The following is a 12,865-nucleotide window of genomic DNA, read 5'->3' as shown; positions in this document are numbered from 1 at the left end:
GACGTGCCAGGCAGCGTGCGAATGCACGCTGCTTCTGAACATCGACGATGTTCGATTTCATCCGGCCTGCAACGGGCTGTGATACGGATACCTGGTATCCGGCGGGCGTTCGACATGAACGCCGCGCACTGCGGGATTCGGTCGCATTCCACTTCCCTCGATTTTTGCAGAAAATTCCTGCACTGAAGTCGAATATTCCCGCAACCGTTTCTGACTTTCTTCTTTGTGCCTCATCATTTTCTAAGGTTTTAGCCGACCCAATTCGTTGACAATACGAATGCTGGTGAACTCTCGGTTATTAATCTTTTGCACATTTTAGATGTGAATTTAACTACTTCAAGATAGTGATATTCGTTCGCGCGAGTTTGGCAAGACCGTAGGATTATTCAAGAGCAATGGAGCAGGCACCGACTGGCGAAATCCCGGCAGGTTCATTCGTCGCCGCATGATTTGCCTCTTCGTTGACCGTTAAATCAGCCGGCGCTGTTCAAGGCGATCTGCCAATATGAGCTTTACCTATAAACACGATGGTCGCGAGGAATCTCATCCTCGTGCTCATTTTCGCGATCTTTTGTTGGTTCCCTGGCAGCAACGCCAGCTTATCGTCGCGCTAACCAGGCGGGATATATTGAGCCGATATCGCGGATCGGTAATGGGACTGGCGTGGTCTATCGTTCAGCCGTTGATCATGCTCGCCATGTACACGGTTGTTTTCGGCACGCTGTTGAAATCGCGCTGGCCAGGAACTGACAATAGTTTTCAGTTCGCGGTGATTCTGTTCGTGGGCCTCATTCTGTTCAATTTCTTCGCCGAGTGCCTGAATAGAGCGCCGACCGTTATCACGACCAACGCGAACTACGTCACGAAGGTCGTCTTTCCTCTTGAAATCCTGCCGTGGATTACCGTCGCCTCGGCGGCATTTCACTTCATGACGAGTCTTGCCGTCTGGGTTGTCTTCGCGCTGTGCGTCTACGGAAAGCTTCAATGGACGATCGTCTTTTTGCCGGCGCTCTTCATTCCGCTCGCGTTTGTCGGCGTGGGTGTGGGTTGGCTGTTCGCCGCCACCGGCGTCTACGTGCGTGACCTGACCTATGTCACCACGCTGCTTTCATCCCTGTTGATGTTCCTGTCGCCGGTTTTCTACGCGCTCGATACTTTGACGCCCGCTTTCAGGGCACTCATTCTGGCCAATCCGCTAACTTTCATCATCGAGCAGGCACGAGCGGTCATGATCGCGGGCGAGTTGCCTGACTTTGCGGGGATCGCGATCTATCTGCCATGCAGCATCGCTTTCGCGTGGATCTGTCTGGCCTGGTTCCAGAAGACACGCGAAGGATTCGCGGACGTTCTGTAAAGGCCGAAGCTCATGGAAATGAATCAGGTTGGCAAGCCTGAAACCACGATTCAGGTAACAGGTGCCTCGAAGCGTTTCGACATATACGAAACGCCGCTCGACCGTCTCAAGCATATCGTCTTCCCAAAACGCACCGGGTATTCGCGGGAATTCTGGGCGCTTCGGGACGTTTCGCTGTCGGTCACACGCGGCGAAACGGTCGGCATCATTGGGCGCAACGGTTCCGGCAAGTCCACGCTCTTGCAGATAATTTGCGGAACACTGCGCCCCACCCAGGGTGACATCGCGATCAACGGTCGCGTGGCGGCGCTGCTCGAATTGGGAGCCGGTTTCAATCTGGAGTTTTCCGGCCGTGAAAACGTCTATCTGAACGCCGCCATGCTGGGAATGACTGCCGAGCAGATCGATCGGAAATTCGCCAGCATCGAGCAGTTCGCGGAAATTGGCGATTTCATCGATCAGCCAGTCAAAACTTATTCGAGCGGCATGTATGTGCGCCTTGCGTTTGCCGTGGCCATTCACGTCGACCCGGCGGTCTTGATCATCGACGAAGCCCTTGCCGTGGGCGACGCGCGCTTCCAGGCCAAATGCTTCAACAAGATCAAGGAACTCAAGGAATCAGGCGTCACGATTCTTTTCGTGTCGCATGACGTCGGCTCGGTGCGAACCTTGTGTGAGCGTGCCGTCTGGCTCGATGGTGGGCGGGTTCGGATGGCGGGCAACGCGTTCGCCGTTACCGCGCAATACACGCAGTTCATGTCCGAAGGACTCGGCGAAAGCGAAGCGATCGGAGTGTCTGGTCAGTCGGCAGACAGCTCGGCCGGTGTTGAGGAAGAAGCGAAGCAGAACGATCAGACCGCGGAACGCGTGGGGCGGCTCGCCTCAACTGCCAGTGACGAACCGATCAACCACTGGGGGACACATGTCGGATCGATCGTGTCGGCCCAGGTCCTGAACTCGGCCGGTCGGCACCAAAGCGTGTTCACGGCATTCGAGCCGATGATCGTCCGCCTGGCGATCCAGATTCCTGGAGGCATCGATCGCCGCGCGCTGAGCGTGGCTTTCTCCATCAAGGATACGAAAGGCACGGATCTGATCGTCCGGACCACTCACGACGAGAAAGGCATTGACTTCGATTTCGAAGGCAGTGAGTTCGGCATCGAGTTTCGCCTGAGAAACCAGCTCAACACAGGCCGGTATCTGCTCGTGGCGGCCCTCGAAGACCGGTCTGCCGCAGTGCCGCAGTACTACGAGTACATCGAGGGCGCCTGCTATTTCTCTTCCTATGTTGAAAGCGATAGATACGGGCTGTTCCTGCCGGAGATCACAGAAGAAATACGCATGGAAGAAACGCCTTCAGACAGGCGGTGACGGCATCAGAAAGAGCAATTGGAATAACGGCGACTCGAGAGGTTGGCCATGGACAGACAAGAAGCAATGCCAAACGTAACGCGGAGACACACCCTCGCATCGGTCACGAAGCGGAGCACTTCGATCTCCGACGCGGATGCTCTCATCACGCAACACGAGCAGATTGCAGAGGAGCAGCGTCTCGCGCGCAGAGACCGGTACACACTGGCGAAGCGGTTGTCGGACGCGCTGTCGGAAATCCATAGTCTCAAGCGCTCGCTGAACGACGTATCGAGCGAGCTTGTGCGCGAGGTTCGCGAGCGCGAGCGTGTGCAGGGGTCCCTTGGCGAAATTTTCGAAAGCAGTTCGTGGAAGTTGACCGCGCCAATGCGACGGATTGCGAGCGCGGTTTATGCGCTGGCGGCGCGCGGCAAGACGCAGACGCCGGCGGATGCCGTTGTACCCATGCATGACGTCCTGCCCGTAGCCGGCGGAGACTACGAAGTCCATACACGCGCCCAGGCGACATACTTTGGGAACTACGCGAAGGAACCCTCGAAACAAAGAAGGCACCAGATCAGCCGCCTGCTTACGGCGCATCCGGACCGCCGGGGTGTGGTGCTGTGCCCGGTTGCCTACGATCTTTCGCTCAAGCAGCGTCCCGACCACCTCATGGCCGAGTTCGCAAAGGCGGGCTATCTTTGCGTGATGCTGGAGTACGGCGGGCCTTATCCCGTGATCCAGCCCAAGTCAAACAACCTGTACGTGTCCAACATGGTCGAGGATTTCCTCGGCTATTTTCAGGACGAGCCGGTCACGCTCTATCTTCACTGGCCGGGTTTCAAGTACGTGGCCGAAATCTGCCGTGCCGCATTGACGATTTACGATGTTCTCGATGACCTGACCATTTTCGCGAACTATTCCGACGTCATGCGTTGCGACCATGAGGTCTTGCTGCAGATCGCGAATGTGTGCCTGTTCTCGTCGAATCGGCTGTACGAGGCGAACCGCGCGAAGGTCGCGAATGCGCTGCTGCTGGAAAACGGCGTTTATCCGGAAGACTTCGTTCACGGCGAGCGCGAGCGATGCGACGTGCCGGCGAAGCTGTACGAGATGGTGGCGAACCGGAAGGTTGTCGGCTACCACGGTGCAATTTCCGAGTTGCTCGATTTTGATTTGCTCGACGAAATCGTGCGACTCGACGGGGTGGTGATGCTGTTCGTCGGTCCTGTCGTCGCTTTCGAGCCGCAATACAGCGTCGAGGTTCAGGAGCGCATGGCGCGTCTGAAGACGTTCGACAATTTCATTCACCTCGGCCCGAAACCGTATGCCGAACTGAAGCACTATCTCGCCTGGATCGATGTCGGTATTGTGCCGTTCGTTGTGAGCGAGAAAACCGACCCCGTTTCGCCGCTGAAGCTGTTCGAGTATCTGGCCGCCGGGAAACCGGTGATCGGCACGCCGACCCGGACCATCAGGGAATACGAACACGCCATTATCGTCGCCTCGGGAATCGACTTCGTCGACGCAGTAGCGAGCGGCCAGTGGTCCTCCGCGTACACGGAGGCGTCCGCAGAGGTTGCGAACGCGCACGCCTGGCCGGTGCTTCACGCGCCGTTGCTCAGACAGGTCAACGCCGGGAACGTGACGAGGCTGACGGCCGCTTGCGCGCGGCGCACGGTGAAGGTGGACATCATCAACGTCAACTTCTACGACTGGAACGGCGAAACCGTCTATAAGGGCGGGGCGGAACGCTACGTCTACGACCTCGCAGTCGTGCTGCATGGCATGGGCTGCGAGGTTCGTCTGCTGCAGAACGCCCGCGAGCCGTTCGAGCGCGATTTTCGAGGCGTCAAGGTAGTCGGGATCAATGCCGCCGACAACTTGGATTTCGACGCGATGTCTGGCAAATACGCCCAATTCTGCGCGGATGTCGATCTCATTATCGCGTCACCGACTGAACTTGCCGCGTCGCTCGGGAAAAACAAGCGCGTTATCTCGATCAACCACGGCATTCATTGGGACGGAGCCTCCAATAACCTCGCCACATTTGACCGGGCACGCTATGAACCGTTGTTCCGCGCGCTGCGCAACAGCGACCAATGCGTGTGTGTCGATACGAATTTTATCAACTGGGTGCGAACCTATGACTGGGCGCTCGCCAATACACTCACGTACGTCCCGAACTACGTCGATCTCGAGTCTTTCAGGAGCCATCCGAAGAACTTCGAGACAGAGGAGTTATGCGTTCTGCTGCCGCGCCGGCTTTATGAAGCGCGCGGTCTCTATCTGACCATCAACGCGTTCGATCTTTTGTTTTCGCGGCGCCCGGATATCCGCCTGGTCCTGTGCGGTCAGGCGATCGACCACGATGCGCAAGCGGTGAAAGCGTTCATGGCGCGTCATCCGCACAGGGTGACGTGGATCGAATACGACATGGAGGACATGTACAAAGCCTATGTCGACAGCCATATCGTGCTGGTGCCGACCATGTATTCGGAAGGAACCTCCCTATCCTGTATCGAGGCGCTGGCGACCAATAACGCGGTCATAGCGACCAACGTCGGCGGACTGCCGAACCTGATCGTCGACGGGTACAACGGCAAGCTGATCCGTGCGGACTATATCGAGCTTGCGGCCGCTATCGAAGAACTGGCCGACGATCGAATGAGGCTCGCGAAACTCGCGGCGCACGGACTCGAGTCCTCGGCCGCGTTTGCCAAGCAGGAATGGGAAAAGCGCTGGCGCGAAGTCATCGAAAGCACACTGACTGTCGACTAGGCATCTTTGCTCCCTATCGCGAACGTCCGCGCATTCAATCGAATGAGCAGACCAACAGGCCTTGTAATGACAGACATCAACTCAAAGCAATACTGGGACCATCGTTTTTCGACGGACTGGGTCTCTGCCGGCGGACATGGCCAAACGCGATTTTTCGCGACGATTGCGGCTACGCTGATGCCGGACTGGTTCAAGGACCTGATGTTGCGCGAGCAATGGAAGATTTGCGACTGGGGTTGTGCGGAGGGGCAGGGCGTAGATGAACTGAGCAAATGGCTTGGCGTGAACTCGATCACCGGAGTCGATATTTCGGAAGTGGCGATCGAGAAGGCCCGGGCCTCCTTTCCCCATCGGTGTTTCAAAGCGCAGTCTCTCGACGAGCTAGACGACTACGACGTCATTTTTTCGTCGAATACGCTTGAGCATTTCGACCGCCCGTTCGATGTTGTCGCACGGCTTGCGGAGCACACCAGGCGTTTTCTGGTTCTGCTTCTGCCGTTTCAGGAATATGACCGGATCCCCGAGCATTTCTTCACGTTCGACCTGGCCAACATTCCCGTCTGTCCGGTGCCCGGTTTCGCCGCGGTGGCCTGCCGCGTCGTCGACACGTCGAAAATCAATATCAACTACTGGAACGGGAAGCAGATATTGCTCGTCTACGCGCGGCTCTCGGCGCTCGGAGGCACTCGGCCCGATCTGCGCAATTTCTTTGTTGGCGACGATACTTACGAGGCGTTTGCGCGAAAGCGCAGTGAAGGCATTGCACAGATGCATGCCTTAGAGAGGGAGCAGTTCGCGGCACAGCTTGCTCAAACTCATAGCGAGCGTGCTGCGACGACCGCGCGTCTCGAATCGACAGAGAACAAGCTGCAGCAAGTATGCGCAGAACTCGATGCGGAGAAGATGAAGCAGAAGCGCTTGCAAGAGACGCTCTCCGAACGGGATCAAGCACTCGACGAATTGAAGCAAGCGCTCAGCGAGCGGGAGCAGACAGTCCGCGACCTAACACGAGCAATCACCGAACGCGACCAGACAATGGGCGAAGCGAGCCAGGAACGCCGCGCTCTGTCCGTGGAGATTGCTTCGCTTCATGCGGGCATCAAAAAACACAAGGACGAAGGCGAACATTGCGCCGCGTTGCTGACCGAAGTCCGAGCGCATGCGGACGCGGTCGAAAGGCAATTGAACACGACGCTGCGCTCGAAGACCTGGCGGCTCAGAAGCGCGATCCGCCGGTTGGTCGGTAGAGCCTGACCGTGCAAAAACACACCATCGACTGCGACTCCCCATCCTTTATCAAGTCCCCATACCGGAAAACGCCGTGAAAAAACGTAAGATTATCGTCACTATCGGAACGCGTCCCGAAGCTGTGAAAATGGCGCCGCTCGTCAAGCGGTTGCAGCGCGAAGAGTGGGCGGACTGCCGCGTCCTGGCAACGGCGCAGCATCGCGGCATGCTCGATCAGGTGTTGCGTCTGTTCGAGATCAAAGCCGATATCGACCTCGATATCATGCAACCCAATCAGTCGCTACCCATGCTGACTTCACGGCTCATAGTTCGCCTCGATGAGGTGCTTGCCGCCGAACAGCCCGACGTGCTGCTCGCGCAGGGCGATACGACCACTGTTCTGACGGCAGCGCTCGCATCCTTTTACCGGCGCGTGCCGGTCGGGCATGTCGAAGCCGGACTGAGAACCGGTGATCTGTCGAATCCGTTTCCGGAAGAAATGAATCGTGTGGTCGCAAGCCGGCTTGCGCGCTGGCATTTCGCACCGACGGAGACCGCGAAACAGAATCTCCTCACAGAAGGTATCGATGCAGCGAGCGTGTTCGTCACCGGTAACACGGTCATCGACGCGTTGCTGGACGTGGCAGGGCGCTGCGATGGTGCAACGCCTTTCAAAGGCGATAGCCGGCTGATTCTAGTGACCTCGCACCGTCGCGAGAATTTTGGCGAGGCGTTTCAGAACATTCTTCGAGCAATCAAATCGATCGCCGATAACAATCCCGACGTTCATGTGCTCTATCCGGTTCACCCGAATCCGAACGTGCGTGAAACGGCCTACGCCCATCTCGACAACCATCCACGGATCACGCTGTGCGAACCCCTGGATTACCTACCGTTCGTTGCGGCGATGAAGCAGGCCTATCTGATCCTGACCGACTCCGGTGGCGTGCAGGAGGAGGCGCCCGCGCTCGGCAAACCGGTGCTCGTGCTACGGCGCGAGACAGAGCGCCCGGAGGCGGTCGCGCACGAGGTCGTCAAGCTCGTGGGCACCGAATACGCCGACATTGTCTCGAACACGCAACGGCTACTCGACGACCCGGCCGAATACAAGCGTATGGCGCGAGGCGTGTCGCCTTATGGTGACGGCCACGCGTGCGGACGAATCGTAAGCGTATTGAGAGATCACTTTCAGGTGTAGCGCCATCTTGCGGCGGAGCGGTTATGCCTCGCTATTCTGGCTTGCCTCGTTCACCGCGACCGTGAGCGCCGCCGCATCCGGCGGCACCGGCAAACTCGACCGCACCGCGCGCAGCACCGTGTCCTTGATCACCTCGCACCAATGCTCGAGCGCCGCCTTCTCCATGAGCGGCTCACCCAGAAACGCGCCCAACGTGTACTGATTGGCGTTATAAAAATACCCGAGCGAGGCGATCATCAAATACACATCGCGCGCTTTGACATCCGGACGGAACACTTGCTGTGCCTGCCCCGCGTCCAATAACTTCTGCACCACCGAAATTGCATAGCCGGAAATCTCCTTCAGCTTCAGGGATTTCTTCGCGTGCTTGCCTTGATGCAGATTTTCGCTGGAGAGCAGCGTGACGAACTCGGGATGATCGAGGTAGTACTGCCAGACGAACTCGACCATCTGTTCGAGCCCATGCACCGGGTTGGCCAGATCGAGATCGAGCTTGCTTTCCGCCTCGTTGAACTGCGTGTAGATCGTTTCCAGAACCTCGACGAACAACTGTTCCTTGCTGCCGAAGTAGTAATAAATCATGCGGTCGTGCGAGCGCGCCGCCTTCGAAATACTCTCCACACGGCCACTCGCATAGCCCTGCTTGGCAAAGACCTTGATGGCCGCTTTCAGAATCTTGGCGCGAGTGTCCTGCGCCTGTTTCGCACGGATGCCGGTAGCGCCCGGTTTGCGGGCGGCGGTGGGACTCATGGCGGTCTCGGATCTCTTGTTAGCGTAGGTTGAATGGCACGCGCCGCAGCCGGCCAGGCAGGGGCGCGCCTTCATCATACAGCCCGCATGGACGGTTGCGGGATGCGCTGCGCGATCATTCACTTCGGCGTAGATTGAAGCGTCATTCACACGGTGATGTGGCGTTGCACCAATCACGCGCATGCCAGTAAATACGTTGCGCAGACTAAATTGATCGAGTAGATTTCTAACGAGTTTGGTGTAGCGGATACTACACGAACGGTGAGTGACCGCAACATGGAAATGAGCGGATCACGCGAAAGTGCCTTCAAACAAGGACTATTCGTGAGCCGGAGCGGGACCGATTGTAATGTCGTCGTATGGGAACCCCACCATGACAGAACATACGAAGGTCGATTTCGGAGCGGAGAGCGTCGACGGTGAAACCGCCTCGACGCCGGGTCCGACCGTGCTCGAGAAGGCGGCGCCGCGCAGCGAGCGGATGGCGTCGAACAAGATTGAATGCAACGCGTGCCCGGTGCTGTGTCAAATATCAGCAGGACGCACCGGCGCATGCGACCGTTATGCGAACGCCGACGGCAGGCTCATTCGTGTCGATCCGGTGGTGTTCCTGTCGCGCGCGCCTTTAACAGCCGAAGCGGGCGCAGGCAGTGCGAACGCCACGATCGAATTTGGTGCGGCTTCCGAAGTGCGGGACCCCGCGGCCGAACAGGCGTTGTTCGTGACCGGCGTCGGCGCATCCTCCACGTATCCCGACTACAAGCCGGCGCCCTTTATCGTCGCTTCGAAACTCGACGACGTCGACATGATCACGGTCGTCACCGAAGGCATTTTCAGCTATTGCAGCTTCAAGGTGAAGATCGACACCGACCGCTTCCTCGGGCCGGAGCAGTCGAACGTGCGTTGCCAGGGCGAGATCGTCGGCCATGTGACGACGGCCGAATACGGTTCGCAGATGCTGAGCCTCGGCGGCGTGCATCATCTTACCGGCGGCAGCAAGAAAGAAGGCCGCGTGACGTGCGACATGATGCTCGCGCTCGGCAACAAGGAGGCGGTGGAACTGAGCATCGATGGCGGCGCGAGTCTGGTGATTCGCGCGGGCGCTGCGCCGATTGTCGACGGCGTCGTGGAGCAGCGCATGCGCGTGGGCTGCGGGTCGGCCACGATCGGCATCTTCGCGAAGCAATGGTTCGGTCATGCCGACGAAGTGGTGGTCGTCGACGATCACATTACCGGCGTGCTGACCGAGCATCAGGCGGGTCGCTGTCTCGGCATGACGCGCTCAGGTCTGAAGATTCGCGGACGCAAGTCGACGCCGGGCCGTTATTTTCAGGTGGCCAATCCCGGCACGGGTTGGGGCGGCACCGACATTCAGGACCCGCTCGCGATTGTCGAAGGCTTCGATCCTGCCGTCGCCAGGCCCGGTATGCGCCTGCTGATGGTATCCACCACCGGCGAGCACGCGCAGTGGTACGAACTCGATCAGGATCTCGTGCCGCGCATCGCGGCGATGCCGGAGGCGGTGCGCCGCACGGTCGAACGGATCGGCGAGAACTGCGAGCCGTCGCTGGCCACCGTGCTTTTTCTCGGCGGCGCGGGCGGCAGCCTGCGGGCGGGTGCCACGGAAAACCCGGTGCTGCTCACGCGCGCGATCAAACAGAAACTGGTCAATGTGACCTGCGGCGGCGCACCGGCTTACGTGTGGCCGGGCGGCGGCATCACGGTGATGGTGGATGTCTCGCGCATGCCCGACCGTTCGTTCGGCACGGTGCCGACGCCCGCCATTGTCGCGCCGATCGAATTCACCATGACCTATGACGCGTATCGCGATCTGGGTGGTCATCTCGACGCGGTGCGCTCATTAGAGAGCGTATTGGCTAACGGTCCGGAGCATACGGAGGGCGCGCCGCTCGCGCGCCGAACCCTCGCGCGCAATCCCGACAATCCGTGGCCGCCCGCCATGCCGCCGATGCTCGGTTAACGGCGCCGCCCGCGCCGATCTAAACAACCCAACGCACCTAGAAGACGCAACGCACGTAACGGACACGATGAACCCAACCCGCACCCGACTCGATGCGACCCGCTGGCATTGGCAGCATGGGCCGATCGATCTGATCCTCAGCGCGGACGGCACGCCTTCGGCGGTGCAGGCGGCGTATGAGGCGTGCTGGGCGCGTTTTGTCGACGTGTTGCCGGAGCTGGTGGGCGAGTTGCCGCGGCTTCGGCAGCCTGTGCCGGCCGACTCGACGTTGAACGGCACAGCGTTGCAAGGCGCGGTTGCCCGTCGCATGTGGTCGGCCTGTCATCCTCACCGGGCGCGCTACATCACGCCGATGGCGGCGGTGGCGGGCAGCGTCGCCGATGAGCTGATCACGGCGTTTGCGCGTGAAGACATCTCGCGCGCATTCATCAACAATGGCGGCGACATTGCGCTCTATCTGACCGAAGCACAGCAATACCGCGTCGGCGTGTTCGCCGACCTCGCATCGTTCTCGCCCGTGCGGCTCTCACGCGATCAGACGCTCGACGCCAACCTGACGCTCGACGCGAACCTGCCGGTACGCGGCATTGCGACGAGCGGCTGGCGCGGCCGCAGCTTCAGCCTCGGCATTGCCGACAGCGTCACCGTGCTCGCGCGCAACGCCGCCGCCGCGGACGCCGCCGCGACGATGATCGCCAATGCCGTCGATCTGGATCACGCGGGGATCTTGCGGCGTCCGGCTTCGTCGTTGAAGGACGATAGCGACCTCGGCGACATGCTCGTCACAGTCGACGTGCCGTCCTTACCGCAGCCGCTGATCGATTTCGCGCTGGCGCGTGGCGTCGAAGCCGCCCAGCATTTGCTCGCACAAGGCTTGATTGAAGGCGCCGCGCTATTCCTGCAAGGGCGGGTGCGCGTGGTTGGCATTCATGACACAGGCGGGTTGCTCACGCATCGCGCACAGATAAAAACGGAGGCTCCGTGTTCGAAATACGCCGCGTGCTGACGCACGTCGAAGACATCTTCCACGAGTTCGGCCCCGCGCCCGCGCAGCCGCTCAGGCGCGGCGCGATCGCCGCGGTGATGACGAACCCGTTCGCCGGGCGCTACGAAGCGAAAATCGAGCACGCAATGGAAGCGCTCAAGCCGATCGGCTTCGATATGGCGCAACGGTTGCTGGCGGCGATGGCGGTGCCGCATGCGTCGATTGAGAGTTACGGCAAGGGCGCGATTGTCGGCTCGCGTGGCGAACTGGAGCACGGCGCGTTGTGGCATGTGCCGGGAGGCTATGCGATGCGTGAGTTGCTGGAGAAGAACGGCGTGCCGACCAACGCCATCGTGCCGTCGACCAAGAAGGTCGGCGCGCCGTCCACCGCGCTCGACGTGCCGCTCACGCATGTCAATGCGAGCTACGTGCGCAGCCATTTCGACGCGATCGAAGTGCGCGTGCCCGGCGCGCCCGCAGCGGACGAGCTGGTGTATATCCTCGTGATGAGCACGGGGCAGCGCGTGCACGCGCGGGTGGGCGGCCTCGCGAAAGAGGCGATCGTGGGCAAGGACGGTTTGCGCTGAGCGCGCCTCGCTGGCGCACGGAAAATAACGCAGAGCAGGCATCGGAACTCGGAGAGCGAAATGGCAATCAAGCTTCGCAAGCTGGTCGTGCAAGTGGATGAAACACGCATTGAAATGGGCCAGGCCGTCGAGCCGCCGGCGCGCCGAGCCGTTGCAATTGCGGTGATCGATAACCCTTATGCCGGCCGCTACGAAGCCAAACTCGACGCGCTGATCGAAGCGGGCGAGGAGTTGGGCGCGTTGCTCGGCAACAAGTGTGTCGAAGCGCTCGGCATCGCGCCGGGCGACGCGCAAAGCTATGGCAAGGCTGCTATCGTCGGCGAGGCGGGCGAACTGGAGCATGCCGCCGCGATCCTGCATCCGAAGCTCGGCGCGCCGCTGCGCGCGGCGGTGGAGAAAGGCGCGGCACTGGTGCCGTCCGCAAAGAAGATGGGCACGCTCGGCACCGCGATCGACGTGCCGCTCGGCCACAAAGACGCCGCCTTCGTGCGCAGTCATTTCGATGCCATCGAAGCGCGCGTGTCGGACGCGCCGCGTGCGAACGAAATTGTCGTCGCTGTCGCGGTAACGGCGTCAGGCCGGCCGCTGCCGCGCATCGGCGGGTTGCAGGTGAGCGAGATCAAAGGCGAAGACGGTCTGCGCTGAGTTTGCA

11 protein-coding genes are annotated in these 12,865 nt (G+C 60.0%); 10 read left to right on the top strand and 1 reads right to left on the bottom strand.

The window, feature by feature from the left end; genetic code table 11:
• Window positions 1-47: 47 nt before the first annotated feature.
• The 6 genes from P0D68_RS11865 (at window position 48) to wecB (ending at window position 7,910) form a co-directional block, all read left to right on the top strand.
• Entirely contained in the window at window positions 48-269 is a 222-nt protein-coding gene (locus P0D68_RS11865; protein WP_143048408.1) for a hypothetical protein, read from the top strand.
• A gap of 236 nt (window positions 270-505) precedes the next feature.
• Window positions 506-1,354, top strand: coding sequence for an ABC transporter permease (locus P0D68_RS11860; RefSeq protein ID WP_408293735.1), 849 nt, complete (start codon window positions 506-508; stop codon window positions 1,352-1,354).
• A 12-nt stretch (window positions 1,355-1,366) separates the two neighbouring features.
• Window positions 1,367-2,725: an ABC transporter ATP-binding protein gene (locus P0D68_RS11855; protein ID WP_408293732.1), complete on the top strand. Its 1,359-nt coding sequence runs from the start codon at window positions 1,367-1,369 to the stop codon at window positions 2,723-2,725.
• A 48-nt stretch (window positions 2,726-2,773) separates the two neighbouring features.
• Window positions 2,774-5,485, top strand: coding sequence for a glycosyltransferase (locus P0D68_RS11850; protein WP_408293730.1), 2,712 nt, complete (start codon window positions 2,774-2,776; stop codon window positions 5,483-5,485).
• 66 nt (window positions 5,486-5,551) lie between these two features.
• Window positions 5,552-6,739: a methyltransferase gene (locus P0D68_RS11845; protein WP_408468430.1), complete on the top strand. Its 1,188-nt coding sequence runs from the start codon at window positions 5,552-5,554 to the stop codon at window positions 6,737-6,739.
• Between the two features lie 67 nt (window positions 6,740-6,806).
• Window positions 6,807-7,910 carry a non-hydrolyzing UDP-N-acetylglucosamine 2-epimerase gene (gene wecB, locus P0D68_RS11840; RefSeq protein ID WP_408293726.1) on the top strand — a complete coding sequence of 368 codons (1,104 nt, stop codon included), beginning with the start codon at window positions 6,807-6,809 and terminating at the stop codon, window positions 7,908-7,910.
• 21 nt (window positions 7,911-7,931) lie between these two features.
• On the opposite strand, the gene P0D68_RS11835 is transcribed toward wecB, so the two are convergent.
• Window positions 7,932-8,660, bottom strand: coding sequence for a TetR/AcrR family transcriptional regulator (locus tag P0D68_RS11835; RefSeq protein ID WP_408293723.1), 729 nt, complete (start codon window positions 8,658-8,660; stop codon window positions 7,932-7,934).
• Window positions 8,661-9,033: 373 nt separating this feature from the next.
• Between P0D68_RS11835 and P0D68_RS11830 the strand changes: the two genes are divergently transcribed.
• The 4 genes from P0D68_RS11830 to P0D68_RS11815 all read left to right on the top strand — a co-directional run bounded on the left by P0D68_RS11830 (window position 9,034) and on the right by P0D68_RS11815 (window position 12,858).
• Window positions 9,034-10,641, top strand: a complete 1,608-nt coding sequence (locus P0D68_RS11830; protein ID WP_408293720.1) for a 6-hydroxynicotinate reductase — start codon at window positions 9,034-9,036, stop codon at window positions 10,639-10,641.
• 67 nt (window positions 10,642-10,708) lie between these two features.
• Window positions 10,709-11,647, top strand: coding sequence for a UPF0280 family protein (locus P0D68_RS11825; protein WP_408293717.1), 939 nt, complete (start codon window positions 10,709-10,711; stop codon window positions 11,645-11,647).
• Complete coding sequence (locus tag P0D68_RS11820; RefSeq protein ID WP_408184290.1) at window positions 11,623-12,213, top strand: amino acid synthesis family protein; 591 nt, start codon at window positions 11,623-11,625, stop codon at window positions 12,211-12,213. The genes P0D68_RS11825 and P0D68_RS11820 overlap by 25 nt, the downstream gene beginning before the upstream one ends.
• A gap of 60 nt (window positions 12,214-12,273) precedes the next feature.
• Window positions 12,274-12,858 carry an amino acid synthesis family protein gene (locus P0D68_RS11815; RefSeq protein ID WP_091806770.1) on the top strand — a complete coding sequence of 195 codons (585 nt, stop codon included), beginning with the start codon at window positions 12,274-12,276 and terminating at the stop codon, window positions 12,856-12,858.
• Window positions 12,859-12,865: the final 7 nt, after the last annotated feature.

This window comes from Paraburkholderia sp. RL17-380-BIE-A (assembly GCF_046028085.1).
Taxonomy (GTDB): Bacteria; Pseudomonadota; Gammaproteobacteria; order Burkholderiales; family Burkholderiaceae; genus Paraburkholderia.
Note: the sequence above shows the minus strand (reverse complement) of the source record. Positions and strands in the feature narration are given on the sequence as shown.